Origin of the sequence: Deinococcus detaillensis, from assembly GCF_007280555.1 — a bacterium.
GTDB lineage: Bacteria > Deinococcota > Deinococci > Deinococcales > Deinococcaceae > Deinococcus > Deinococcus detaillensis.
Genome location: NZ_VKDB01000026.1, coordinates 16335 through 40283, shown reverse-complemented (window position 1 = coordinate 40283; position 23949 = coordinate 16335). Strand labels below are relative to the sequence as shown.

At 62.3% G+C, this 23949-nt stretch carries 25 protein-coding genes; 16 read left to right on the top strand and 9 right to left on the bottom strand.

Features of this window, described 5'->3' with window-relative positions; translation table 11 throughout:
* Positions 1–110: 110 nt before the first annotated feature.
* From FNU79_RS16110 to FNU79_RS16080, 7 genes are all read left to right on the top strand, one after another.
* Complete coding sequence (locus tag FNU79_RS16110; RefSeq protein ID WP_143721813.1) at positions 111–425, top strand: AzlD domain-containing protein; 315 nt, start codon at positions 111–113, stop codon at positions 423–425.
* Between the two features lie 58 nt (positions 426–483).
* A complete protein-coding gene (locus FNU79_RS16105; RefSeq protein WP_225430129.1) occupies positions 484–1536 on the top strand; it encodes a bifunctional nicotinamide-nucleotide adenylyltransferase/Nudix hydroxylase in 1053 nt (350 codons plus the stop codon).
* 64 nt (positions 1537–1600) lie between these two features.
* Positions 1601–2617: an ADP-ribosylglycohydrolase family protein gene (locus FNU79_RS16100; RefSeq protein WP_143721811.1), complete on the top strand. Its 1017-nt coding sequence runs from the start codon at positions 1601–1603 to the stop codon at positions 2615–2617.
* 90 nt (positions 2618–2707) lie between these two features.
* Positions 2708–4105: a nicotinate phosphoribosyltransferase gene (locus FNU79_RS16095; RefSeq protein WP_143721810.1), complete on the top strand. Its 1398-nt coding sequence runs from the start codon at positions 2708–2710 to the stop codon at positions 4103–4105.
* Positions 4102–4851, top strand: coding sequence for a TIR domain-containing protein (locus FNU79_RS16090; RefSeq protein ID WP_143721809.1), 750 nt, complete (start codon positions 4102–4104; stop codon positions 4849–4851). The genes FNU79_RS16095 and FNU79_RS16090 overlap by 4 nt, the downstream gene beginning before the upstream one ends.
* Positions 4848–5435, top strand: a complete 588-nt coding sequence (locus FNU79_RS16085) for a nicotinamide mononucleotide transporter family protein (RefSeq protein WP_143721808.1) — start codon at positions 4848–4850, stop codon at positions 5433–5435. The genes FNU79_RS16090 and FNU79_RS16085 overlap by 4 nt, the downstream gene beginning before the upstream one ends.
* Positions 5428–6432, top strand: coding sequence for an AAA family ATPase (locus FNU79_RS16080; RefSeq protein WP_143721807.1), 1005 nt, complete (start codon positions 5428–5430; stop codon positions 6430–6432). The genes FNU79_RS16085 and FNU79_RS16080 overlap by 8 nt, the downstream gene beginning before the upstream one ends.
* A 27-nt stretch (positions 6433–6459) precedes the next feature.
* Here FNU79_RS16080 and FNU79_RS16075 read toward each other — a convergent pair whose 3' ends face one another.
* Positions 6460–6732, bottom strand: coding sequence for a hypothetical protein (locus FNU79_RS16075; RefSeq protein WP_124871682.1), 273 nt, complete (start codon positions 6730–6732; stop codon positions 6460–6462).
* A gap of 200 nt (positions 6733–6932) precedes the next feature.
* Positions 6933–7823, bottom strand: a complete 891-nt coding sequence (locus FNU79_RS16070; RefSeq protein ID WP_185974757.1) for a P1 family peptidase — start codon at positions 7821–7823, stop codon at positions 6933–6935.
* A gap of 107 nt (positions 7824–7930) precedes the next feature.
* Here FNU79_RS16070 and FNU79_RS16065 point away from each other — a divergent pair, with 107 nt between their 5' ends.
* Positions 7931–8875 (top strand): dienelactone hydrolase family protein, encoded by a 945-nt coding sequence (locus FNU79_RS16065; RefSeq protein ID WP_143721805.1) that lies wholly within the window; start codon positions 7931–7933, stop codon positions 8873–8875.
* Positions 8876–8889: 14 nt separating this feature from the next.
* Here FNU79_RS16065 and FNU79_RS16060 read toward each other — a convergent pair whose 3' ends face one another.
* A complete protein-coding gene (locus FNU79_RS16060; RefSeq protein ID WP_143721804.1) occupies positions 8890–9522 on the bottom strand; it encodes a DUF1684 domain-containing protein in 633 nt (210 codons plus the stop codon).
* A 30-nt stretch (positions 9523–9552) separates the two neighbouring features.
* Between FNU79_RS16060 and FNU79_RS16055 the strand changes: the two genes are divergently transcribed.
* A complete protein-coding gene (locus tag FNU79_RS16055; RefSeq protein ID WP_143721803.1) occupies positions 9553–10266 on the top strand; it encodes a dienelactone hydrolase family protein in 714 nt (237 codons plus the stop codon).
* Between the two features lie 32 nt (positions 10267–10298).
* Here the strand turns inward: FNU79_RS16055 and folE are convergent, their stop codons facing one another.
* From folE to FNU79_RS16040, 3 genes are all read right to left on the bottom strand, one after another.
* On the bottom strand, positions 10299–10910 hold the full coding sequence (gene folE / locus FNU79_RS16050; RefSeq protein WP_164473467.1) for a GTP cyclohydrolase I FolE: 612 nt from the start codon (positions 10908–10910) through the stop codon (positions 10299–10301).
* A gap of 159 nt (positions 10911–11069) precedes the next feature.
* Complete coding sequence (locus tag FNU79_RS16045) at positions 11070–12284, bottom strand: adenylosuccinate synthase (protein ID WP_143721802.1); 1215 nt, start codon at positions 12282–12284, stop codon at positions 11070–11072.
* Positions 12285–12415: 131 nt separating this feature from the next.
* A complete protein-coding gene (locus FNU79_RS16040; RefSeq protein WP_143721801.1) occupies positions 12416–14083 on the bottom strand; it encodes an E3 binding domain-containing protein in 1668 nt (555 codons plus the stop codon).
* Between the two features lie 400 nt (positions 14084–14483).
* Here FNU79_RS16040 and FNU79_RS16035 point away from each other — a divergent pair, with 400 nt between their 5' ends.
* The gene (locus tag FNU79_RS16035; protein WP_143721800.1) at positions 14484–15533 is read left to right on the top strand and encodes a Glu/Leu/Phe/Val dehydrogenase family protein; all 1050 of its coding nucleotides are present in this window, start codon (positions 14484–14486) and stop codon (positions 15531–15533) included.
* Positions 15530–16162 carry a uridine kinase gene (gene udk / locus FNU79_RS16030; RefSeq protein ID WP_143721799.1) on the top strand — a complete coding sequence of 211 codons (633 nt, stop codon included), beginning with the start codon at positions 15530–15532 and terminating at the stop codon, positions 16160–16162. The genes FNU79_RS16035 and udk overlap by 4 nt, the downstream gene beginning before the upstream one ends.
* A 43-nt stretch (positions 16163–16205) precedes the next feature.
* Here the strand turns inward: udk and FNU79_RS16025 are convergent, their stop codons facing one another.
* Positions 16206–16727, bottom strand: coding sequence for a GNAT family N-acetyltransferase (locus FNU79_RS16025; protein ID WP_185974756.1), 522 nt, complete (start codon positions 16725–16727; stop codon positions 16206–16208).
* A 154-nt stretch (positions 16728–16881) separates the two neighbouring features.
* Between FNU79_RS16025 and FNU79_RS16020 the strand changes: the two genes are divergently transcribed.
* Positions 16882–17601 carry a metallophosphoesterase family protein gene (locus FNU79_RS16020; protein WP_225430128.1) on the top strand — a complete coding sequence of 240 codons (720 nt, stop codon included), beginning with the start codon at positions 16882–16884 and terminating at the stop codon, positions 17599–17601.
* Positions 17602–17700: 99 nt separating this feature from the next.
* Here FNU79_RS16020 and FNU79_RS16015 read toward each other — a convergent pair whose 3' ends face one another.
* Complete coding sequence (locus FNU79_RS16015) at positions 17701–18777, bottom strand: M20/M25/M40 family metallo-hydrolase (RefSeq protein ID WP_143721797.1); 1077 nt, start codon at positions 18775–18777, stop codon at positions 17701–17703.
* Between the two features lie 53 nt (positions 18778–18830).
* Between FNU79_RS16015 and apaG the strand changes: the two genes are divergently transcribed.
* Positions 18831–19244, top strand: coding sequence for a Co2+/Mg2+ efflux protein ApaG (apaG, locus tag FNU79_RS16010; RefSeq protein WP_143721796.1), 414 nt, complete (start codon positions 18831–18833; stop codon positions 19242–19244).
* An 11-nt stretch (positions 19245–19255) separates the two neighbouring features.
* Here apaG and FNU79_RS16005 read toward each other — a convergent pair whose 3' ends face one another.
* The gene (locus FNU79_RS16005) at positions 19256–19753 is read right to left on the bottom strand and encodes a YbjN domain-containing protein (protein ID WP_143721795.1); all 498 of its coding nucleotides are present in this window, start codon (positions 19751–19753) and stop codon (positions 19256–19258) included.
* Positions 19754–19846: 93 nt separating this feature from the next.
* Between FNU79_RS16005 and rlmN the strand changes: the two genes are divergently transcribed.
* The 3 genes from rlmN to FNU79_RS15990 all read left to right on the top strand — a co-directional run bounded on the left by rlmN (position 19847) and on the right by FNU79_RS15990 (position 23928).
* Positions 19847–20875, top strand: a complete 1029-nt coding sequence (gene rlmN / locus FNU79_RS16000) for a 23S rRNA (adenine(2503)-C(2))-methyltransferase RlmN (protein ID WP_143721818.1) — start codon at positions 19847–19849, stop codon at positions 20873–20875.
* A gap of 81 nt (positions 20876–20956) precedes the next feature.
* Positions 20957–22111, top strand: a complete 1155-nt coding sequence (locus FNU79_RS15995) for an alpha/beta hydrolase family protein (protein ID WP_143721794.1) — start codon at positions 20957–20959, stop codon at positions 22109–22111.
* A 47-nt stretch (positions 22112–22158) separates the two neighbouring features.
* Positions 22159–23928, top strand: a complete 1770-nt coding sequence (locus tag FNU79_RS15990) for a tetratricopeptide repeat protein (RefSeq protein ID WP_225430127.1) — start codon at positions 22159–22161, stop codon at positions 23926–23928.
* Positions 23929–23949: the final 21 nt, after the last annotated feature.

The following is a 23949-nucleotide window of genomic DNA, read 5'->3' as shown; positions in this document are numbered from 1 at the left end:
CCTCAGGGCCAAGTCAATCGACGAAGACGTACAGGCGTGACCATCTGGATCATCATTTTTGGGGTCGGCCTGACCCTCAGGGCCAAGTCAATCGACGAAGACGTACAGGCGTGACCATCTGGATCATCATTTTTGGGGTCGGCCTGATCGGGTTTTTGCTGCGTTCCTCAGCTCTCTTGCTGCTGCGGGGCCGCCCGCTGCCGGAGCGCCTCGCCTCAGCGTTGGGCCTCGTTCCAGCGGCGGTGCTGTCGGCCCTGGTGGTGCCGGAACTGTTCGTTCACGGCGGTGAATTCAACTTGCTCAGCGCCCGCTTGGTGGCCGGCGTCGTCGCGGGTGGGGTGGCCTGGAAAACCAAAAGCGTTTTGTGGACGCTGGTGGTGGGCTTGGGGTTGCTGGTCGCCTTTCAAGCGCTGGGTTGGAAGTAATCCGGCCTGAAGCCGCTTGTTCTAACTCATCTCATAATCGATAGAGTAATTTATGAGCATGACTCATAGGCAGCCAACCCAGCCAGAATCTCGTAGCCGAAAACGCACCTTTGGCGTGTACATTGGCCGCTTTGAGCCGCCGCACGCCGCCCACCTGGAAGTGATGCTCGAAGCCCTGTCACAGGTTCAAAAGCTGATCGTGGTGATCGGCTCGGCGCGGGCGGCCCGCAACGTCAAAAACCCCTTCACCGCCGAGGAGCGCCAAGCCGTGATCGTGGAGTTGCTGCGGGAAGCGGGCGTCAAGGTGAGCCGGGTGCTATTCGTGCATGTGCGCGATTATTATTACAACGAGTCGCTGTGGCTCAGTGAAGTGCAGCGCGGCGTGGCGGGGCATACCCACGGCAGCAGTGACGTGGCGCTGATCGGGCACCTCAAAGACGAGAGCAGCTATTATTTGCGCTCGTTTCCGGCTTGGGAATTTTTGCCGACGCATGTGGTCAGTGATCTGAGCGCCACCGAGGTGCGCCGCGCTTACTTTGAAGATGATCTGGAGCGGGTGCAAAAAATCGTGCCGCCCGCCGTCTGGAAGTTCCTGGAAGGCTTTCGCCGGACGGGTGACTTTGCCGCCTTACAAGCCGAATACCGCTATGTGCAGGACTACCGAGCGGCTTGGGCGAGCACGCCGTATCCGGTGGTGTTCGTGACCACCGACGCGGTGGTGATTCGCAGCGGGCACGTCTTGGTGGTGCGCCGCGCCGAGCATCCCGGACGCGGGCGGCTGGCCATGCCCGGCGGATTCCTCAACCTCAAAGAGACGTTGCTGGCCTCGTGTGTCCGCGAAGTGGTGGAGGAAACCGGGCTGCAAATCAGCGATCTGGCGGCGTACCAGCGCTCTCAAGCGGTGTTCGATTATCCGGCCAGAAGTTTGCGGGGCCGCACGGTGTCGCACGCCTTTCAGTTCGATTTGGGCATCGGGCAACTGCCGGTGCTGAGGCCCGGAAGCGACGCCGCCGACGCTTTCTGGCTGCCGCTCAGCGAAGCACTGGCCGCGCCGGAGCTGTTCTTTGAAGACCACCACGCAATCATGGAGCATTTTTTGATGCGGGGGTGAGGGCATTCGCTGGCACTCACTTTCCCCCTTCCTACACCCCGCAGGCCTATCAACAGGAGTCCAGATGCACACCCGACCCACCTCCAGCCAAATCAGCGGCGTCCTCTTCGGCTCGGCTTACGGCGACGCGCTGGCTGCGCCCACCGAGTTTATGCGCAGCCTGATTCACATTCGGCAGACGTTTGCGCCCAGCGGCCCGACTGACCTTCACGCGGGTCGCGTCACCGACGACACCCAGATGATGCTGGCGGTGGCCCGCGCTCTGCTGGCCGCACCCCAACAGACCCCGGCGGCGCTGGAGACCACGCTGAGGGCTGAGTTCATTGCTTGGCTGCACGACCCTGAAAACAACCGCGCTCCGGGCCACACCTGTCTGACCGCCTGCCGCAATTTGCAGCGGGGCGGCGCGTGGCAAGCCGCGACGGTGGCGCAGAGCAAAGGCTGTGGAGCCAACATGCGCGTGCAGCCGCTGGGACTGATCGCTGACGACCAGACCCGTGCGGGAGCGGCCCAACTTCAAGCCGCCCTGACGCACGGCCACCCCACTGCCCTGGCCGCCGCCGACCTGACGGCGCAGGTGATTTGGCTGCTGGTGTCGGGTGCTGAGCCGCAGCACTTGGTGGCCGAATTGACGGCTTACGCCCAGGCCCAGCGCAACGTTTATCACCAGGATTGGCTGGGCGATCTGTGGCATCACTACAGCGCGTCCAGTCCGCAAAGCTACATCTCAGAGGGCTGGGACGAATGCCTCGGCGTGCTGGGCCGCTTGAACACCGCGCTCACTTCCGGTATTCCCGATGACGCCGACCCCTGCGACTTTACCGGCGAAGGTTGGATTGCCGAAGAAGCCCTCGCCACCGGGCTGCTGTGCTTTCTGCTGACGCCGACTGACCCGGTAGAAAGCCTGCGCCGTGCTGCCGTCACGAAGGGCGACAGCGACTCGCTGGCCTGTCTCGCCGGAGCGTTTGCCGGGGCTTACCTGGGATTGAGCGCGTTTCCGGCGGAGTGGCAAGGGCAGATTGAGTACGCAGAAGAGTTGAGGCGCTGCTCGGCGGCGTTTGAAGTCAAGCAACTGAAATAGCTACAGGAATACGTGCAGAACTTCAGCGTTTGAACATCAGCGAACCTGTCCGCCCTCTCCGTAATCCACAACATGAAAAGGAGCCACACCATGAACCCCTTAGCCGACAACAACATCATCTTAGATACCGACAGCTACAAGTCCAGCCACTTTCTCCAGTACCCGGCAGGCACGCGCAAACTGTTTTCCTACCTCGAATCGCGCGGCGGGCGCTACCCGGCCACCCGCTTTTTTGGGTTGCAGTACATCCTCAAGCGCTACCTGAGCGTGCGCGTCACCGCCGAGATGGTGGAGGAAGCCCGCGAGCTGATCACCGCACACGGCGAGCCGTTTCCCTACGACGGCTGGATGCACATTGTCACCGCGCACGGCGGTAAGCTCCCGCTGGAGATTCGCGCGGTGCCGGAGGGGATGCTCGTGCCTGTCCACAACGCTCTGATGACCGTCACCAATACCGACCCCGCCGTGCCCTGGCTGCCTGGCTGGTTTGAAACGTCGCTGATGCGCGTCTGGTACACCACCACCGTCGCCACCCAGAGCTACTACCTGCGCGAGATTCTCAAAGCCGCCTTAGAGCAGACCTCCGACCGGGCCGCCGAGGAACTGCCGTTCAAGCTGCACGACTTCGGCAGCCGGGGCGTATCGAGCCGCGAGAGCGCGGGCCTGGGCGGACTGGCGCACCTGATCAACTTTCAGGGCAGCGACACGCTGGAAGCCCTCCGCACCGGGCGTAACTACTACGGGGCCGACATCGCCGCCTTCTCGATTCCCGCCGCCGAGCACAGCACCATCACCAGTTGGGGCAAGGCACACGAGGTGGACGCCTACCGCAACATGGTGGAGAAATTCAGCAAGCCCGGCAGCGTCTACGCGGTGGTCAGTGACAGCTACGACCTCAAGTACGCCATCAACACCCACTGGGGCGAAACCCTGCGCCAGCAGGTGATTGATAGCGGCGGAACCCTGGTGGTACGCCCCGACAGCGGCGACCCAGCCTCAATGGTGCGTCTGGCGGTGCGGGCGCTGGCGGCCAAGTTCGGCACGACCACCAACAGCAAGGGCTTCATGCTGCTCAACCACGTGCGGGTTCTTCAGGGCGACGGCGTGGACGAGGACTCGATTCGCGAGATCTTGCAGAACCTGATCGTGGACGGCTTTTCGGCCGAGAACGTGGCGTTCGGCATGGGCGGGGCGCTGCTGCAAAAAGTGGACCGCGACACCCAGCGCTTTGCCTACAAAGCCAGCGCCGCGCTGATCGACGGCCCGGAGGGCGAGTACTTCCAGCCGATTTACAAAGACCCAGTGACCGACCCCGGCAAGCGCAGCAAGGACGGCGTGCTCGATCTGGTGCGCGAAGGCCAGCGCCTGGTGACCAAGCAGTATCAGACCTTCGATACCGAGTACCCGGACAGCGTGATGCGCGTGGTGTACCGCGACGGCGAAGTGCTGGTGGACGAGACGTTGGATGTGGTGAGAGGGCGGGCGTGAGCGCTGACTCAGAGTTCATGAGCACAGAAGCACTAGTCAATGCGTTGGCAGCGTTTCAGAAAATTCTCTCTCAAGAGATTGAGGGGAAAATGTACGGTTTGCCTGTACACAGAGTTGGAAGAATCGTGGAAGCTTATATAAGTATTCGACACAATGTGGCAAATATTCTCCCAGAGATATTCTCAAGTATAGAACTTGCATCCCAGCCGCAAGTTTACGTAGTAGAAGATGACGGAGTATATGCAAGAATCGATGATTTGGCAGCCATACTCAATGAGATCAACTTCTTTATGGAAATGTGGGTTTCAAAAAATTCTAAGAACACGTCTATAAAACCACCACCGCATAGAGTTTTTATATCTCATGGCAGGAGCGAGGACTGGAGAAAAGTGCAGGAGTACGTTGAAAAGACTGTTGGCGTTCCGACCCTCGAACTAGCACAAGAGCCAAACAAAGGGCGAACAATAATTCAGAAATTAATAGAAGAGGCAGATAGGTGTAGTTTTGCTGTGATTGTAATGACAGGCGACGATTTCACAAACGATGATCAAATTAGGGCGCGTGAGAATGTTATCCACGAGATTGGATACTTTCAAGGTCGCTACGGGCCTAGCCGGGTCTGTCTGCTTCACGAGAACGGTGTGAATGTACCAAGCAATAATCATGGAATTGTATACATTCCTTTTCCAAAAGATGGAATTGAGGCTGCTCTGGGAGGTTTGACAAGGGAACTCAAGCATTTATGACCTTCCTCACCGCCCTCCCGCCCCTCCTCCTTGACCTCTCCGGCGGGCTGGCCGTTCTCGTCTCCCTCTACTTCCTCTTCGCCAAGGCGCGGGCGTACTGGCACTGGTCAAACGCCTCGCTGCTGCCGTACTTCCTGCTGTTTGTCGGCGGCGGTCAGTGGATGCTGGCGGGCCTGCAAGTCACCTACCTGCTGTTCGGCATTCACGGCCTCTACCTCTGGCACTTGGAGGCGCGGCGCGACAGGGGAGAGCTGACCTTCAACGAGCCGCTGTGGTACGGCGTCACTTGGGTCGCCAGCCTCGCCATCTTCGCCTACACCACCATCGCCACCGACTTTTCAGAAAGCTGGAACTGGGTGCAGTTCGCGGCAGTCACGCTGGCCCTCGTCGCCAATTTTGCCACCACCCGCAAATGGGCCTGGAGCTGGCCGGTGTGGGTGACGGTCAACGCGGTGCAGGCAGTTTACTTCTGGCACACGGCGTACTGGGCCTTGTTCGGTTTGCAATTTATTCTGGGAGCCATGAGCGTCTACGGCTACTTCGCCTGGAGGAAAGACGAGAGGCGCGTGGTCGAGTTTGCCTGACAATACGGGCAAGTTCGCGCACGGCCTGATCGTCGGCAAGTTCGCTCCGCTGCACGCCGGACATGAGGCGCTGATCCGTTTTGCCCTATCACGCTGCGAACGGGTCAGTGTGTGGGTCTACAGCCGCCCCGACTTCCCGGCCATGCCCTCGCCTGTGCGCCGTAACTGGCTGCGCGAGGTGTTCCCGGCCCACCTGTTTCCGCACCTGACCCTGCTCCCCGACGCGCCCAATCCGCCGCTCAACAGCGCCCCCGACGCCGAGCATCAGCAGTATGTCGGGGCCGTGCTGGACGGTTGGAATGTGCGACCAGATGTGGTGGTCACCAGTGAAGGGTACGGCCCCCCGCTGGCCGAGCGACTGAATATCGCTCACCTTCCCTTTGATCCCGAACGCCGCCAGACGCCGATCAGTGGCACGGCCATTCGCGCCGACGTTCACGCCTCGCGGCACTTCTTAAACCCGCTGGTCTATGCCCACTTCGTGGAGCGGGTGGCACTCGTCGGCGCGGAGAGCACTGGCAAAAGCACCCTGACGGCAGCGCTGGCAGGCGACTTCGGCACCCACTTCGTTCGCGAGTATGGCCGCGACGTTTACGAGCGCGAGGACGGCAAACTGACGCCTGAACACTTTCTGGAAATCGCCCTCGGCCACCGTGCTTTAGAGGAAGAAGCTGCCCGCACGCCGGGCCTGAACCGCTCCCTGTTTGTGGACACCACCGCCGCCACCACCCTGATGTGGTCGTACCTGCTGTGCCGCGCCGCCCTCCCCGAACTGCACGCGCTGGCCGACGATGCCAAGCGCCGTTACGCTCACACTTTTTTATGTGCCGACGACTTGGCGCACGAGCAAGACGGCTGGCGCAGCAACACTGAAGTTCGCGGCGTCCAGCAGGCGTTCATTCGGCAAGACTTAGAAACGCGGGGCATTCGGTATCAGTCACTCAGAGGAAGTTTGACGGAGCGGGTGGCGCAGGTGCGCGGTTTCCTTCGGCGCTGAAAGGCTCCAACGCTGAACATGGCCGCCTCAGCCGATCAGGCCGCCCATCTGCTCGCTGCTGTCTTCGGCCAGTGAACGGAACTGCAATGCTTTGTCGCGCAGGCCCATCTGGGCATAACACTCCGAGAGCTTGAGCGCAAAAAAGCGCATGGCCTGAGCGTCTTCGCGCCGCTCGGCGGATTCTAAGCAGGTGCGGTAGTGCATCACCGCCAAGTGATACTGAGCGCCCTGCACGGCGCTGGCGGCGCGGCAATGAAACATTCTCAGCGAAACGATATCGGTGGACTGAAGGCGGTTCATCTGGGCCAGTGTAGTTCAGCGTGTGAGGGGCGAATGAAGTGCGGTGAACGGTCAGCAGCACTCAGGTTTGATGAGAAAAACCCGCCAAGCCAGCCTTCAGCGGCCACACGGCGCGTAATGGACAGCCAGAGCCCCGACTTTGCACTGAGTACAGACGTGAAAACGCTGCCGTCTGAGGGCCAACAGCCGCCGCGCTGCGCTTATTCCCGCTGCGACAGCACCGCGTCGGCGACAGCCAGCGCCGCCGCTTCCTGCACCAGCGTGCCGAGCAGCAAGGGATCGGCGGCGGGTAGGGCCGCGCTGCTCAGCACGAAAGCGCTGTCTCCGTCCCAGTAAGTGTGGCTGGGGCGAATCACGCGGGCCAGAGCTGCTTGAGCCGCGTCCGCCAAGCGCCGGGCGTCGTTTTTGGTGAGCGAGTGCTGGGTAACGATCACCAGCAGGGTGGTGTTTTCGACGTCGCCGGGTGTAAAAGCCGCCGCGCCCGGCCCCACCCCCGGCCCGGCCAACAGCTCTCCCGCTGGGCTGTACACGTCGCCAATCGGATTGACCACCGCCAGCGCTCCCACGCTGACCCCGTGCCGCGACAGATAAACGCTGCCCAGCCCGCCCGCTGCCGCCCGAGTTGGCCCCAGATACTTGCCGATGCTGGCCCCGGTTCCGGCCCCAATGCGCCCACGCGGCACGGCTGCCGAGCTGGCAGTCTGGGCGGCAAAGTAGCCCGCCGCTTCATCGGGCCGCGCCTTAGGGTCGCCCGCGCCGAGGTCGTAAATCACGGCGGCGGGCACGATCGGCACGCGGGCAAACGGGGTGGGGTGGCCCACGCCCTGCTCCTCCAGCCAGCGCACCACCCCGCCCGCTGCCGCGAGGCCAAAGGCGCTGCCGCCGGTCAGCAGCAGGCCGTGAATGCGCTCCACTTTCTTTTCGGGCGAGAGCAGCACGCCCTCGCGGGTGGCAGGGCTGGGGCCAAGGAAGCTGGCCGAAGCCACCGCGCCCTCACTCGGCGGCAAAATCACGGTGCAGCCGGTTTGGCCGACTGGGTCTGTCCAGTGGCCCACGCGGAAGTCGGGAACGGCGGTCAGGGTGGTGTTCATGCAGGTATTGTCGGGCATCAGGTCCAAATTTTTACCGTTGCCCACCCTACACACTCCGGCGCTTGCTTCGGGCAAAGTGAACTTGAACCCCATTCAAAGGAGCCGCTATGCCCGATGATCGTCAGGATTTGTTCCGCTACGTGGTTGAGGAGTTCGCCGAAGATTACCGCGAGGGCGAAATGGAGCGCCGCGAGTTCTTGCGCCGGATGACCTTGCTGGGCGGCGGAGCGCTGGGAGCCAGAACGCTGCTGACCTCGCTGGGCATCGCGGGCGTGAGCGCCGCCGAACTGGCTCAGGCCCAAGCCGCGCCCCCGCAGCCGGATCAGGCCAGCGGCGCGGGCATGGTGGATCCGCAAGACCCGTCCATCGTGGTAAAGCCGGTGACCTACGAAGCCAACGGCTTTACCAATCTGGCGTACTTGGCCCGTCCGGCTGGCGGCGGCAACGCGCCCGGCGTGCTGGTCATCCACGAGAACAAGGGCCTTCAGCTGCACATCCAAGACATTGCCCGCCGCCTCGCCAAGGCCGGTTACGTTGCGATGGCCCCCGATTTGGTTTCAAAGATTGGCGGCACCGCGCAGTATCTCGACACCGCCAGAGTGTCCAGTTACCTCGCCCAAACGTCCGGCGACGAACACGTGACCAACTTGCTGGCAGCCCTCAAAGTGCTGGAAGCGCAACCCGGCGTACAGGGCGTCGGCGCGGTGGGCTTTTGCTTTGGCGGCGGCCTGACGTGGCGTTTGTCAACGGCTGCACCCGAACTCAAAGCGGCGGTGGCCTTTTACGGCCCCGCGCCCGACCTCGCCAAAGTGCCGGACATCAAAGCGGCGGTGCTGGGCCTTTACGGCGGCAACGACACCCGTATCAATTCTGGAATCCCCGCACTGGAAGCGGCGCTCAAGGCCGCTGGAACGACCTATGCCACGAAGATTTACGACGGCGCAGGCCACGCCTTCAACAATGACACCGGCCAAGGCTACGTCAAAGCCGCCGCCGATGACGCTTGGGCGCAGACGCTGAGTTGGTTTGGAAAGTATTTGAAGCAGGGCTAAGCCCAGCCAGTTACTTACAGCCGCTCGCCTGCCCGCACCTCCGCCGCCAGTCCATTTTGCGGCGGAGCCAGCGGGCAGCTCCACTGTGGATCGTAAAAGCAGGATGGGTGGTAGGCGAAGTTGAAATCCAGCACCAAGCGCTTACCTGGGAGGCTGCCCAGATCGGCACTTTTCACGGTGTCCAGCAGGTAGCGCCCACCGCCGTAATGGGTCTGACCGCTGCCCGCGTCCCGAAACGGCAAGAACAGCCCGCCGCCGTACACGTCGATCCAGTAGACATCCAGCTTGCCCAGATCGTGGTGCTGGTTGTGCAGCTTCACGCGGCCCACCCGAATCAGCGGCATAGCTTGGCCCGCCGAGGTCTGCACCGTGAACTGTTCAGGCGGCAAATCGGTTCGGACGGCTGAACTGAAAGCGTAGGCCGGATCGTAAGGCCACACCGGCAGCGCCGCGAAGTCGGCCCGCGCCTCCATCAGCAGTGGCGACTGCGGGTGCGACTTGAACAGTTCATTGCGTACCCGCTGCCAAAGCTGATGAGCGGCGGCCGGGTCGCTGGCATACAGGCGGCGCACCTCGGCGTAGAGATCACTCATTTGCCTGCGCCAGTCCAGCAAGCTCAGCCAGTCTTCGGAAGCAGTTTCAGCCATGCGCCATGCTAAAGGCTCTAAGCTGCGGGCATGACAAGCGCCGCTACCGAGTTGACCGGAGAGCTGATTTCATTTGCTTCAGAAGACCGCACTCTGGAAGGGTACTTGGTGCGCCCCGTGGCCCGACCAGACCGTAGCGGCTCAGCGCCGGGGATGTTGGTCATCCACGAAATTTTTGGCCTGACGGTCGAGATCAAAGCGGTGGCCGAGCGCATGGCGCAGGCCGGTTACGTCGCGCTGGCGGTGGATTTGTTCGCCAATCAAAACAAAGCCGTCTGCATGGCGCAGATGCTCGGCGGGGTGTTCGCCGACAGCCTCGGCCACCAAGGAATACGGGATACCCGCGCCGCACTGGGCGAACTGGCCGCACTGCCCGGCGTGGACGCTTCACGCCTCGGTGCGATTGGCTTTTGCTTGGGCGGCAGCTTGGCTATCGCGCTGGCCTGCACCGATCAGCGGGTGAGGGCGGTGGCTCCCTATTACGGTTTTAACCCGCGCCCCCTGGAAGCGGTGCGCCGCGCTTGCCCGGTGGTGGGCAGCTATCCTGAAAAAGACGTCACCGCTGGGCAGGGGAGGGCGCTGGCCGCCGAATTGGAAGCAGCGGGCATCGCCAACGACATCAAAGTCTATCCGGGGGCGCGGCACTCGTTCGCCACCCCCGGCCCCAGCTTTGACGGTGTAGCCAGTATCGACGCCTGGAATAGGGTGATGGGCTTTTTTGACGAGCATATCGTTGGCGGCTGAGGGTGAGGAGCTGCTCCTCAGCCGTTTGACGCTCAGCGGTTTTTGAAGGTCTGCTGCACAGCGCTCATGAACTCGCCGCGTGTGCGGGGGTCATCCCTGAAGGATCCACGCATGGCTGAGGTGGTGGTCGAGGAATTCTGCTTTTGCACGCCGCGCATGGCCATGCACAGGTGGGTGCCTTCCAGCAGCACCGCCACGCCCTTGGGGGCCAGCAATTCTTCTACTGCTTCGGCAACCTGCGTGGTGATGCGCTCCTGCACCTGCAGGCGGCGGGCATACAAATCCACGATGCGGGCAAATTTACTCAGGCCCAAGATTTTGCCGTCTGGGATGTAGGCGATGTGGGCGCGGCCATAAAAGGGCAGCATGTGGTGCTCGCACATCGAATAGAACTCGATGTCTTTGACGATCACCATCTCTGAGCCTTCCGCTTCAAACACGGCGTCCCCAGCAGCCTCACCCAAAGTCAGTTGATAGCCGCCGGTCAAAAAGCCCCAAGCGCGGGCCACCCGCTGAGGAGTTTTCAGCAGGCCCTCGCGGTCTGGGTCTTCGCCAATCGCCGCGAGCCAATCGTGGGTGAGCGCCGCGACGCCCGGCACTTCAAGGCGTTCGTTATCGGCACGAATAATGGGAGAGGTGGTCAAGTCAGTCACTTCCTTTGTGGGCCAGATGCTGCGGCCCGTGAATGCTTTGGATTCTAAAGCGCTGCCCGCCCGTTCAATTGTCAGGTTTGTGTCAAAATTTTGGGAACGCGGGCGATCTCTCGCCTTCAGCGTTCCCGAAATTATAGGCGGCTTAAAAAACTATTCCCAGCTCACCGAGCCGTAGGTCTGCTCACGGGCTGGCCCCGCCGAGAAAATCACCACCGGACACTGCACGGTGTCTTCGATCAGGTCGAGGTAGGCTTGGGCTTCTTTGGGCAAGCCTGCGCGGCTGTCCACGCCCTCAGTGCTGGCCCAGCCTGCCATCTCGCGGTAAACGGGAAGGCCCGCCGCGTCGTACTCGGTGGCGACTTTGAGCGTAGGAATGCCGGCCAGCACGTCCATTTTGTTAATGACCAGCCCGTCTAAGCCGTTGACTTCCACGGCGTATTTGAGCAGCGCCAAGTCGAGCCAGCCGACTCTGCGGGCGCGTCCGGTGGTGGTGCCGAATTCGTCCCAGGGCTGCGAACCGTCGCCGCGCAGGCGGGTTTCCATTTCGCCGAACACCTCGGTGACAAACGGGCCGTTGCCGACGCGAGTGTTAAAGGCTTTGGCCACGCCGTAGACCTTGTTGATGGCCTTGTGACTGACCCCCGCGCCCACCAAAATGCCGCCCACGCTGGGGTGTGAGCTGGTCACGAACGGATAGGTGCCGTAATTGAGGTCGAGGAGGGTCGCCTGAGCGCCTTCAAACAGCACGTTCTGACCGTCCTTGATCGCCTGACGCAGCTGAGAGCCGGTGTCGGCCACGAACGGTACCAATGCGTCGCGTATCGGCAGCAAGTAACCCAGCGCGTCGCTGACGCTGCCCCAGCCTGCCGCCGCCGTGGAGTTGGGTTTGGCTTCCAGGAGTCGCTCGACCCGCTCGCGCAGCACGCTGAGATCACTCAGATCGCCAAAGCGGATGCCCACCCGCCGCGCCCGGTCAGCGTAGGCGGGGCCGATGCCGCGCCCGGTCGTGCCGACAAAATCTTTGCGTCCGTCCACGTATTTGTGGTGCGGCAAGACCAAGTGAGCGCGTTCGGAAATGCGCAGTTCGGGACTCAGTCCGCCGTCGAGGAGGTTCTGGCGCTCGGCCAGGAATTTCTCGGGGTCGATCACCATGCCGTCGCCCAGCACGCTGACCGTTTGTTCATGCAGCACGCCGCTGGGCAGCAAATTGAGTTTGAAGGTCTGGCCTGCGGCGGTCACAGTGTGTCCGGCATTGGCTCCGCCCTGATAGCGCACCACGAAGTCTGCTTTGGGAGCCAGAAAATCGGTGATCTTGCCTTTGCCCTCGTCTCCCCACTGTGCGCCAATAATTGCAATTCCGGGCATGTATGCCTCCCACTGTGCGCGAATTTTGCCAAAAAAAAGCACGGCGCACAGCACCGTGACTTAGTTTAACGGATTGGAGGAGAGAGGAGGAAAGCAAAGCTAGAAAACTGTCTTGCTTTCCCCTCTCCCCACTACACCAGCAGCTTGACCGGTGTGGCCAGCAGCGCCGAGACTTCGGCGAGGAAGCGGGCGGCCTGCTGCACGTCCAAGTCGCCGTTGAGGCTCAGGGCCGACTTGCCGTTTTGAACGCGGCCCAGCGACAGTGTGACGGCGTGCGGGTAGTGCAGGTCGTCGAGGTCGAGTTCGCCAGCGTCGAGAATCAGCAGATCGGCTGGGATGGCGGGTTCGGAGCCGGCGGGCTTGGCATCCGAGAGGGCCTTGATGCCGCTGCGGAGGTCGCCGCTGAGGTCTGCGTCAAGCGCTTGACCGCTCACATTGGCTACTGCCACGCTGGAAAGATTCAGCAGGCCGAGGTGGCGCTGAGCGGCGCGGGCCAGCATCAGGGTGAGCGGCAAGTCGCCGACCAGATCGCTGAGCTGCTCGCGGGCGCTTTGCATGGCGCTCAAATCCACCTCGCGGCGCAGGTAGGTTCCGGCCCAAGCAGCAGCGGGCACGGTGATATTGGGCACGGTGGCGGCCGCAACAGACGGCAGCTGCGGTGCGGGCAACGGCACCGGCGCGACTTCGGGTTCGCTGGGCGCGAATGGAGCGGGCTCGGCGGTGTCGGTTGGCTTCGCCGTATCGGCTGGCTGCGCGATATCGGGCACGATGACTTCGCCGAGTACGGGGACAGGCGGCAGGACGCGCTCTTCGGCACTGCTCTCAGTGCTGATCGGCGGCACCACGTCGGCGTGTACGGCCAGTTCGGGTTCCGGTAGCGCCAAGGCGGCGGCAGGCGGCACGCCGAGTTCGGGCAGCTTCACTTCGGGCTTGACGACTGCGGGCTTGACCACTTCTGGCGAGCTGACCGCAGGCGTCGCGGCAACCGGCTGAGTCGGTGTGGGCTGGGCAGGGGTGGGCTGAGTCGGCGCTTGAGGAGCGGGCGGGTCGTTGCGGCGGTACAAGCTCGACAGCAGGCCGCTGAGCAGGCCGCCGGAAGCGGGCTTGGCAGGCGCTTGGGGCAGGGGAGGCGGCGTCACTGGCTGCACCTGCGCCGCAGGCGCTTGGGCTTCCACGGGTTCTTCTTCCAGTTCGAACTCATCTTCTGGTGCGGGGGCAGGTGTATGGATGAAGGCAGGCTCGGCGAAGTCGTCTTCGGCAGCGAGCGGCACTTCAAAGGCGGGCGTCGGCGCGGTGGGCTCTGGGGTGACGGGGGCTGCCACAACCGGTTCCAGCACGATTTCTGCCGCCGTCACTTCAGGCACCACCAAATCAGGCACAGCCAAATCGGACATGACGGCGCTGGGCATAGACACACTCGGCACAGCAATATCGGGAACGGCAATATCAGATGAAGACATGCTGGGCACGGGCGGGGCCACCATTTCGGGAGGAGCGCTGTGCTGCGTTTGAACGTGCTGAATCTGATCTTGTTGGGCCTTGAGAAACTCGGCCAATTCCGGCTCGACTCCGGCGCGGCTGAGCATTTCCGGCGACGAATACACCGCCAACTCGGCAGGCGAGGGCATCGGATCGACTGGGGTCGTCGGCGCGTCTTCTTCTCCGCTCATGACGCGGGCCAAGTAACCCAAAATATCGGTTTCGGTGATCATTCCGGCGTTGCCTGTACCGTGCAGCGAACGCCATTCGATTCCGTTTGCCTCGGCTAGAACTTTTGCCAGCGGCGCAATTGTCTCCATTTCTCTCCTCACTTTATGCGTCTGCTCGACTCAGTGCAGCCGTTTTAGATGGTGCTGTGTTGGTTTTGGGTGTCTTCTGTGCAAGCCAGATTGTCCAAAAGCCGGGGCCTTGTCACGGTTTACTCTCTCCCACCTGCTCTGCACCTTGCCAACTTGCTCCCTTCCTCAGCTGACCTTGCTTGTCTTTGCCATGCGGCGATTAATCCGCCATTACTTTAGAATGCCATGTCTTACAAATCTCATCCTCGCGCCCGCGCTTTTGGCTGGGCAAGGGCATTTGAGACGAGTCTTACTTTAGCGCGGCGGCTTTCACTGAACGCCCCCATCTTACAGGGCGCTCCTAAAGCCGGCAAACATCCAGACATGCTAGCGTGAGCGGCGTGCAGAAGGGAGCGGAACAATGCTGATGTTTGACGAGATGCAGCAGCGCGGACACGAACAAGTCACGCTGCTTTCGCATGTGCCCAGCGGGTTGCGGGCGGTGCTGGCCATTCACTCGACGGTGCTCGGCCCGGCCATCGCCGGATGCCGCTTGGTGACGCTGGATGAAGACCTGGTGCTCAAGGGAGCGCTGGCGCTGAGCGAGTCCATGACTCTCAAGGCGGCGCTGACCGGCCTGAATTACGGCGGCGCGTCGTGCGTGCTGCTCAGCCCCGACAACCTGACGAGCGAAGAAGGCAGTGACGCGCAGGGCCACGCCCGCGAAGCATTGTTCCGGGCTTTGGGGCGGCAGATCAGCCATTTTGGTGGGCGGCTGGTTCTCACCGAAGACGTGCGGGTTTCGGGTCAGGACATCGCTTATGTGGCGCAGGAAACCAATAGCACCATGGGCATGAACACCGACACCGCCGCCGCCACTGCTTACGGCGTGTACCGGGGCATCAAGGCGGCGGCCCGGTTTACCCTCGGCAGCGAGAGTATGCGCAATGTGCGCGTCGCCATCTTGGGCGTCGGCACGGTCGGGCGGCTGCTGGCCGAGTTGCTCCACCGCGAGGGCGCTCGCCTGCTGCTCAGCGACATCCAAGCTGAGCGGGCCGAAGCGCTGGGCAGCAGCTTGGATAACAGTCAAGTCATGGACACCCAGAGCCTGCTCGACGCGCCCTGCGACATTCTCGCGCCGTGCGCTTTCGGCTACAGCATCCGCAGCCAAGACGTGCCGAGGTTGCAGTGCCGCCTCATCGCCGGAGCCGAGCACCACCCGCTCTCGCGCAGCAGCGAGGAGTTGGTGCGCGAAGCGGGCATCGCTTATATTCCCGACTTCGCCATCAACGGCGCGGGCCTGATCGCCTCGGCCCACAACCTCACGCCGGAAGCCGCCGGAGAAAAAATCTACGGCATTGTCTCGCGTATCGCCGCGCTGGCTGAGCAGCACCACAAGCCGCCGCATCTGGTGGCCCGCAAACTGGCCGAGCGCCGCATCGAACTGATCGGCTCACTCGGGCGGGCGTGAACAAGTCAGTTCAGCGCCCCTTCGTGATCGGGGTGGCGGGCGGGTCGGGCAGTGGCAAAACCACCGTGACGCGGCGGGTCATCGAAACGGTGGGGGCGTCGGGCGTCGCGGTGCTCTGGCAAGATAACTATTACCGCGACCAGGCCGAGATTCCTTTTGAAACACGGGTCAGCACCAACTACGATCACCCTGCTGCCTTCGATTGGGCCTTGCTGCGTGAACATCTGGACGCGCTGCTGGCCGGGGTGCCGGTCGATATGCCGACCTACGATTTTACCCACCATACCCGCGCCGAAGAGACCCAGACCGTCTTGCCCGCGCCGGTGGTGGTGCTGGAAGGGTTTTTCGCGCTTTACGACCCCGATCTGCTCGGCAAGATGCATCTCAAGGTCTTCGTGGACGCCGACCCTGACGTGCGCTTCATTCGCCGCTTACTGCGCGACACTCATGAGCGGGGCCGCAGCCAGGAAAGCGTGATTCAGCAGTATTTGGAATTCGTGCGGCCCATGCACCTGAGCTTTGTCGAACCCACCAAGCGGCACGCCGACGTGATCATTCAGCACGGCGGCATGAACGAACCGGCGCTGGACATGCTCTCGGCGCGGATTCGGGCCACTTTGTTGGAGTAGTTGGGAAGGAGCATAAGGATCGGGGCGGCAGGTCGGGTCTCCTTCAGGTGCGCCGCTCCCACAGCCGCAAGTCGCCGTCTTCTTCGCTGTGGCCGCGCCCCGTTTCCACAAAGCCCGCTTTCGTAAGGACTTTTGCGCTGGCCAGATTGTCCACAGCGGTTTCGGCGGTGACGCGCCGGACGTGTTCCAGCGTCAGCAGCCAAGCGGTCACGGCCTGCACCGCTTCGGTGGCCAGTCCCTGCCGCCAATTTTGGGGCCGCAGTCCATAACCGATTTCCACCGCGCCCCACAGCACGCCTTTGGGGCCGATCATGCCTGCTGCCTTGCCCGCGTGAACCATCACCCAACCGCCTGAACTCTGCGTGTCCTGGGCCAGCGACGCGAAGATGGCAAAGGCGTCGCCGGGCCACTCGGTATCAAACTCGACTGGGCCGAGTTCCGGCAAATCCAGTGTGAACGGCTTTCCCGTAAGCTGCCGCACTACGATGTCGTGCGTGAGCGGATACAGCTTCAGGCGCGGCGTGAAGAGGGTGGGCAAGCTGGAAGCAGGAGCGGGGGCCGTCATCTTTAGCATTTTGCCAGACTTGCTGCTAGGCCGCTTCAGCCGCGCTAGAATGGAGGCCACAAAAGTCCCGGTGGGTGGAGTCAGCAGCCGCGTTTGAGCTGATTGGTGCTGCCCCAATTCAGTGAACCTGCGCCGGGCAGGAGTGTTTGCATTTATGACCTCGCTTCTCCAACCTACAGCCCACGCCCGCCCGGCCAAACTCGCCGCAACATTCGCTCCCGCAGCGGCAAAGCGGGTGATGGTGGTGGCCGATATGGTGCATCCCTACGTGTACCGCACGGGCTTTCCCAGCGGCCTGCCCGAATTTGATCTGGTGCTGGCGGCGGGCGATGTTCCGGGTTTTTTTCTGGAGTTTTTGGCTTCCACGTTGACGGTGCCAGTGGTGTATGTGCCGGGCAACCACAACGACGAATACATCAATGAAGGCTCAGGCCGCCACCTGCCGCAGGGCGTCATCAACGCGCATGGCCGTTTGATTACCGAAGCGGGGCTGAGAATCGCGGGCTGGGGCGGGGTGCCGCGTTACCGTGACGGCGAAAACCAGTACACGGCCTCACAGGCCCGCTGGGGGCTGAGCAAGCTGGCGTGGCAAGCCAGAGGAGGCGTGGATATTTTTCTGACCCACGCCCCGCCGCTGGGACCGCACGCGGGCAGCGACTACGCCCATAGAGGCTGCGAATTTATCAGCGGCTTTATCGAAAAGCGCCGCCCCAGCATGGTGGTTCACGGCCATATCCACGAGTACGAGGGTAAAAAGGTGTCGTACACCGATGCGGCCACCGGAGCGCAGGTCATCAACGCTTACGGCTATCACATCCTCGAACTTGCCGCTCAGAACGAAACCGTGCTGGCCAAAGTGGGTGCGGGCGACTGAATTCAGCATTTGAAAAAACGCTGTAACGTGGCCAAGAAAACGGCGCGGAGAAGCAGGGCTATCGGTAAGCCCGCTTCTCCGCGCTTTGACTGTCTGCGCTCAGTGGCGCGAAAAATCCACTTCGCCTTCCGGCAAGCTCATGACCCAAGCGGCAATGATGTCGATGCAGGCCTGCACGTCGCTGAGCTGCACCATCTCCGAGGGGCTGTGCATATAGCGGTTGGGAATGCTGACCACGCCGGTCGGCACGCCGCCGCGCGTGAGGGCCAGCGCGTCGCCGTCGGTAGACGAGTGGCGCGGGGTGGCCGAGACGCTGAACGGAATAGCTTTGGTCCGGCCGACTTCCTGTAGGGCGTCGGTCAACTTGGGATTGAACAGTGGCCCGACACTCAGGTTCGCGCCGGAGCCGAACGGTGACTTGCCGTATTTCTTTTCGTTGACGCCCGGCTGCTTGGTTTCGTGGGTCACGTCCACCGCGATGCCTGCCAGGGGATCGAGGGCGTGGCTGCTGACGCTGGCCCCGAACAAGCCGATTTCTTCTTGGGCTGTGCCCACCGCTACCACCCGGCGCTTAACGCCTTGCTGCGCGAGCTGGCGCAGGGCTTCCAAGACCACGAACGCGCCCACGCGGTTGTCGAGCGACTTGCTGACCAGCTTGTCGCCCAGCAGCAGCGGCGGCTGCTCGATGACGCCCACCGTGCCCACCGGAATGCGCTGATTGACTTCCTCGGCGCTCAGGCCGGTGTCGATCCACAGCTCTTCGAGCTTGCTGGCTTTGGTGCGCTCTTCTTGCTCCATCACGTGAATGGCTTTTTTGCCGATGACGCCCAAGATGTCTTGGCCCGGAGCCAGCAGCCGGATGCGCTGCCCGACCAGCACCTGCGGGTCCCAGCCGCCGATGTTGAGAAACGCCAAAAAGCCCTGATCGTCGATGTGCGAGACCATCAAACCGATCTCGTCGAGGTGGCCCAGCAAGACAATCGGCTGGCCGTCCTCGGGGCCGACTTCGGCGTAGGCGTTGCCGTAAGAGTCGCTGCGGGTGCGGGCAAACTGCGCGGCTTCCCTGAGCCACACGCGGGCGGGGCGGGCCTCGTAACCGCTGGGGCCGGCTTCACGCAAAAGGTTGAGCAAAAATTCGGTGTTGAGCGGGCTGGTCTTCGGAGTGGAAGCAGTCATGTTCCTGAGCATAAGCGCTCACCGGCTGGCGTGGGTGCTTTATGCTTTCTTGCATGTCCGAATTTGCCGAACGTCCTCTTCACGTGGCCGCGCCTGAGGTGCGAGTCAGCGTCACCGTGCAGCACCTCGCGGCCCACTCGCGGGCAGGTCGGCAGGTGTTCAGCTACCTCATCCGCATCGAAAACCACGCTGCCGATTCTTGGCAAATTATGGCCCGCCACTGGCAGATCACTGACGGCAGCGGGCGAGAAACGCAGGTGGAAGGTGAAGGCGTCATTGGTCAGCAGCCGATCATTGCCCCCGGCGGCGTGTTCGTCTATGACAGCTTCGTGACGCTCGAAGACGTGCCCGGCAGCATGTCGGGGTATTACGAGCTGCAAGACGCGTGGGGCCAAACAGGAAGGGCACCGATTCCCGCTTTCGCGTTGGCGGTGCCCATAGATAGACTTCTACGTGAACTCAACTGAGATTGAGCGGCTTACTTGCCTTTGCCGTCCAGCATATCGTTATACTGGCTGATCTCATCGTAAAATGTTTGAACCCAATCTAAAAAGTTGGCACTGGTAAAGCCGCCCACGAAAGTGTAAGTGCTGATCAGGTGCGGGTTGCCTTTGTCGTCCATGTAGGCTTGGCTGAAATACTCTTTATTCCAAGTGTTGAGCACTTTGAGATCGGGTTTGGTCTTGAAGTCGGTGGCGGTATAAAAGACGTTGGCGAACGCGCCGTCACAACTGCTGGTGTTGCAATTTAAGAAATCGATGTAAAAATCGTTGCCGTCGGTTTTGTTCTCGACCTTGAGAAAAGGAGACTTGCCGCTGCGGTCAACGGTGACGGTGTAGCCTGCTGTTTTGAGAATCGGCATCAAGCTTTCCGGCGTAGCGATCTTGATGACGGTCTGGGCGCTGGCAAGCGGCAAACCCAAGCTGAGGCCGAAAAGCGCCGACGTAACCACTGCTCTTTTAAGGGTGTGGGTCATGCCTGAGAATAAGGCATTGCGGTGAACAGGGCAAAGCCCTCCTCTGCATGCCTTCCATTTAAGCTGGCCCACGCGCCGTACACTGGAAAGATGTTGCCGCTTCTCCTTGACCTCCAGCCCGACGCTTATCCGCTCCTGGGCTACCGCCGCAAACAACTGCTGGAATGGGTATTTGTCCACGGCGCACCCAGCTTTGATGACATGACCAATTTGCCCTTGCCGCTGCGGGCCGAACTCACGGAGCAGTACGCCCTCAATCCGTTTAGCAAAACTGAGACAGTGGAAAGCAGCGACGGCAGCGTCAAATACCTGTTCACTTTGTTTGACGGGCGGCAAATGGAAGCAGTGTATATGCCTTACCTCGACCGCAAAACCATCTGCGTGTCGACCATGGTGGGCTGCCCGGCCAAGTGCGCTTTTTGTGCCACCGGCTCGATGGGCTTTGGCCGCAACCTGACGCCCGGCGAAGTGGTGGGGCAGATTTTGGCGGTGAGTTGGCATCAGGGCTTTTCGCCGCGTGAGATGCGCAATCTGGTGTTCATGGGCATGGGCGAGCCGCTGCTCAACTATGACCACACCATCGCCGCCGCCAAGCTGCTGCTGCACCCGCAAGCCCTCGGCATGAGCAAGCGCCGCGTGACGCTCAGCACGGTGGGACTGGCCAAAGGCATTCGCAAGCTGGCCGCCGAGGACGAACTCGGCATCAAGCTGGCCATCAGTCTGCACGCCCCCGACGAAGAAACCCGCCAGCAGATCATTCCGACGGGGCAGGCCAATTCGATCAGCGAAATCATGGCGGCGGCCCGCGACTACCAAGCCGTGACCGGGCGGCGCGTCACTTTCGAATACGCCATGCTCAGCGGCGTCAACGACTCGCTGTGGCAAGCCGACATGCTGGCCGATCTGCTGCAAGGCCTCGTCAGTCACGTCAACTTGATTCCGATGAATCCTTGGGAAGGCAGCGGCTTTGTGGAAACCCCCGAACACGAACTTCAAGCGTTTTATGACCGCTTAGAAAACCGGGGCGTGCCGGTCAGCGTGCGGCGCTCACGCGGCAGAGATGCGGGCGCGGCCTGCGGTCAACTGGCCCTCAAGCAGCCGGGAGCGGTGGCGGGAGCCTAGAGGCTGCGAAACGTCAACTCCCATCCTTCCTTTGATGAAAAGGAGGCAGACTCTCACTGTGCAAGCCGCAAGATAAAGAGCATGGACTTCCCCCAAACCAAACGGCGCGTTTCTGGCTTGACCCTCGTTTTGCTGCTGGGCATAACCGCTCCGGTTTTGGCCGGCGGCGCAGGCCCACGCAGCTCAGAGCGTCACCTCACCTTGCAATTTGGGCCAGTCAGTGCTCAGGCCACCCTGAGCCTCCCAGCGGGCGCGGCCAAAGCGCCGCTGGTGCTGCTGATTGCAGGCACTGGGCCGGAAGACCAGAACGGCAGCTACAGCGTATCGGCGGGACAAGTCGTTCAGGGTTCGCTGGGCGCACTCGCTCAACACCTCAGCCAAGCGGGCTTCGCGGTCATGCGCTTTGACAAACGCTACGCGGCGGGCACTTTTCAGCCCCAGACCGCCCAAGCCGCTTTTACCGAGTACGGCAAACTGGGCATGACCGATCTGCTCGCGGACGCCCGCACCGCCCTGAATGCCGCCAAACAGCAGCCGAGGGTGGACGCTTCCAAAGTCTTCATTTACGGTTGGAGCGAAGGCAGCGTCATCGCGTCCAGCTTGGCACTGGAGACCAATGCCAGCGGCCTGATTGTGCAGGGGCCGGTGGTGGACTCGTTTGCCGATTCGTTTGCCAACCAGTTTGAACGCGTCGGCTTGGCCTATTTGCAGCCCTACAGCAAAGACGGCAAAATAGACCTCGAAGGCGTGCTGGCTGCGCTCTACGGAAACGGCAGTGGCCTGGCCAAGACCGAAGCCAGCTTGCTGCTCTCGCTGGAGAGCACGCCACAAAAACCCATGCTGAGCACCCTGCTCGACACCAACAAAGACGGGTTGATCGATCTGAAGGCCGAAGCCTTGCCGCAAATTCGCCAGTTTTACCAGCAGTTCACGCCCCAGTCGCCCATGTACGCCCCCGCCACCACCCTGCCGACTTTGGGCGAATTGGCTCCCCGCCTCAAGTTGCCGGTGCTGATCATGCAAGGTGAGAACGACGGCAACATTGACCCTGCCGCTGCCAAGCGCCTCAACGACGCGCTGGGCGCGGCGGGCAACGCGGATCACACTTTCAAACTCTACGCGGGCTTGGGGCACTCACTGGGCCTCTCGCCCGCCATTACCCAAGACACCTTCGCGCCGATGCAAAGCGGGCCGATGAACGACATGGCCGCGTGGCTGACCCAGCGCAGCCGGTAGGAAGTGCTGGTCTGGGTGTAAGGGTTGGGCAAGAGCCAACTGCTAGCATGACAAGCACGATGAAGACACGATTGCCCTCGCCGCTGGCTCCCGCCTACCCTGCGCCTGCCCCCTCGCGTCGGCGCTGGGTAGCCCTTTCCTTTCTCACCTTGGCGCTGGCTGCCGCGCCGCTGGCCCGCGCTCAGACGATGGTCGATACCCTGCAGACCATCAACATCAGCAACACCCTCGATCAGCAGAGCGTAACGGGCGGTCAAGCGGCCATAGACCGGGCTAAAGCGCTCAAAGCCCAGCTCGAAAAGCAGCAGGCGCAAGCTCAGGCTGAGGTTCCAGCCGCGCCGGGCTCGCCCGTTTCTCCTGTGGCCGCTCCTTCGGCCCTGCCTGCTGCCGCTTTAGCGCCCGCTGTGCCGTTGACCGACGCCCAGATTGTGCGTCTGAACTCGGCCAAAGCGCTGTTTGCCCAGAGCAAGTGGGCGCAGGCCCGCACCATTTACGAAGAACTGATTTCGGAGAATTACCAGCAACCTGAGCCGCATTTCGGCTTGGCGCTGAGCTTGTTCGCGCTGAGTGACCTGACTGGTGCCCGCTTTGAACTGGGTCAGTTCGTGGCGCTCTCGCCTGCCAGCTTTGAAGGGCCGTACAACCTCGGCATTATCGCGGTCAAGAACAAAGAGTATGACGAAGCGCTTAAGCAGTTCACGGCGGCGGCGGCGCTATCGGGCAATGCCGCGCCCACTGCCCGCCGTCAGGTCTTGGAAGCGCTGGCCGGTGAGCAAAACCGCCGCCAGGATTACGCCGCCCTGAGCGCCACCCTGACGCAGGCGCTGGCGATTGACCCCAGCGACGCCAATTTGCGCTACCGCCTCGGCCAAGCGGTGGCCCTTTCCGGCAACGGCGCTGGAGCGCTGCCGCTGCTCTACGGTGCGCTGCAAAACGACGCCACCCGTGCCGGAGCGGCCCTCCTGATCGCCGACATCTACGCCGCCCAAAACCTGCCTGACCGGGCGGTGCGCGAACTCGACAGCGCCGCTGGAGGGCAACTCAGCGGCACCGACCGCTCCCGCTTGCTGGTCCGCAAAGCCCAGTTGCTGCAACTCCAAAACAAAGTGCCAGCCGCCGCCCAAGCCGCCAAAGAAGCGGTTCAGGCCGACAGCCGCTCGGCCAGCGCCGCCTCCACTTTGGCAGGTCTGCTGGCCAGCAGCGGTGATCTGAAGGGCAGCCTGAGCGCTTGGCAAAAAGCCGCTACGCTGGAAGCGGGCAACGCCAGCATTTTCCTGAATTTGGCGGCGGTGCAGTTGGCCTTGGGTCAAAATGCCGAGGCCCGCAAGAGCGCCGAGCTTACCCTCAAGCTGGCCGACAGCCCCGCGCCCACGCCTGCCGACATTGCCACGCAGGCCCGCGCCGCGTTTGTGCAGGGCGTCAGCGCTTACCGCCTCAAAGACTATTTGGTGGCGGCTAAAGCGCTTGCGGGCAGCGCCGCCAAGCAGCCCAGCGCTGAAACTTCGCTGTGGCTGGGCCTGAGCGCTTACGCCCTCAAGGACTATCCGGCGGCGATTGCGGCCCTCAGTGACAGCGTGCGCTTGGGCGACACCCTGAGCGCCCGGCTCAACCTCGGCGCGGCGCTGCTCTCGGCGGGGCGCTTTGCCGAAGCAGAGCCGACTTTGCGCAGCGTGGCCGTCGAAGATCCCAAAAACGCGGCGGCTTGGTATCAGCTCGGCTTGTCGCGCAAAGCGCAGGGCAAAGACGCCGAAGCCAAAACTGCTTTTACTTCTGCGGCCAAACTGGGATTGGCCGCTGCCAAAGCCGAACTGAAATAACGCGGCGCATACCAATTTGGC

Bases quoted from the DNA above. Each gene is read 5' to 3' on its own strand.
- FNU79_RS16055 (WP_143721803.1), top strand. From the start codon at position 9,553: ATGACAAGCGCCGCTACCGAGTTGACCGGAGAGCTGATTTCATTTGCT.
- FNU79_RS15990 (WP_225430127.1), top strand. From the start codon at position 22,159: ATGACAAGCACGATGAAGACACGATTGCCCTCGCCGCTGGCTCCCGCC.
- FNU79_RS16040 (WP_143721801.1), bottom strand. From the start codon at position 14,083: ATGGAGACAATTGCGCCGCTGGCAAAAGTTCTAGCCGAGGCAAACGGA.
- FNU79_RS16015 (WP_143721797.1), bottom strand. From the start codon at position 18,777: ATGACTGCTTCCACTCCGAAGACCAGCCCGCTCAACACCGAATTTTTG.
- FNU79_RS16095 (WP_143721810.1), top strand. From the start codon at position 2,708: ATGAACCCCTTAGCCGACAACAACATCATCTTAGATACCGACAGCTAC.
- FNU79_RS16060 (WP_143721804.1), bottom strand. From the start codon at position 9,522: ATGGCTGAAACTGCTTCCGAAGACTGGCTGAGCTTGCTGGACTGGCGC.
- FNU79_RS16100 (WP_143721811.1), top strand. From the start codon at position 1,601: ATGCACACCCGACCCACCTCCAGCCAAATCAGCGGCGTCCTCTTCGGC.
- FNU79_RS16045 (WP_143721802.1), bottom strand. From the start codon at position 12,284: ATGCCCGGAATTGCAATTATTGGCGCACAGTGGGGAGACGAGGGCAAA.
- FNU79_RS16005 (WP_143721795.1), bottom strand. From the start codon at position 19,753: ATGACCCACACCCTTAAAAGAGCAGTGGTTACGTCGGCGCTTTTCGGC.
- FNU79_RS16070 (WP_185974757.1), bottom strand. From the start codon at position 7,823: ATGAACACCACCCTGACCGCCGTTCCCGACTTCCGCGTGGGCCACTGG.
- FNU79_RS16105 (WP_225430129.1), top strand. From the start codon at position 484: ATGACTCATAGGCAGCCAACCCAGCCAGAATCTCGTAGCCGAAAACGC.
- FNU79_RS16065 (WP_143721805.1), top strand. From the start codon at position 7,931: ATGCCCGATGATCGTCAGGATTTGTTCCGCTACGTGGTTGAGGAGTTC.
- FNU79_RS16035 (WP_143721800.1), top strand. From the start codon at position 14,484: ATGCTGATGTTTGACGAGATGCAGCAGCGCGGACACGAACAAGTCACG.
- FNU79_RS15995 (WP_143721794.1), top strand. From the start codon at position 20,957: ATGGACTTCCCCCAAACCAAACGGCGCGTTTCTGGCTTGACCCTCGTT.
- FNU79_RS16085 (WP_143721808.1), top strand. From the start codon at position 4,848: ATGACCTTCCTCACCGCCCTCCCGCCCCTCCTCCTTGACCTCTCCGGC.
- apaG (WP_143721796.1), top strand. From the start codon at position 18,831: ATGTCCGAATTTGCCGAACGTCCTCTTCACGTGGCCGCGCCTGAGGTG.
- FNU79_RS16025 (WP_185974756.1), bottom strand. From the start codon at position 16,727: ATGACGGCCCCCGCTCCTGCTTCCAGCTTGCCCACCCTCTTCACGCCG.
- FNU79_RS16075 (WP_124871682.1), bottom strand. From the start codon at position 6,732: ATGAACCGCCTTCAGTCCACCGATATCGTTTCGCTGAGAATGTTTCAT.
- FNU79_RS16020 (WP_225430128.1), top strand. From the start codon at position 16,882: ATGACCTCGCTTCTCCAACCTACAGCCCACGCCCGCCCGGCCAAACTC.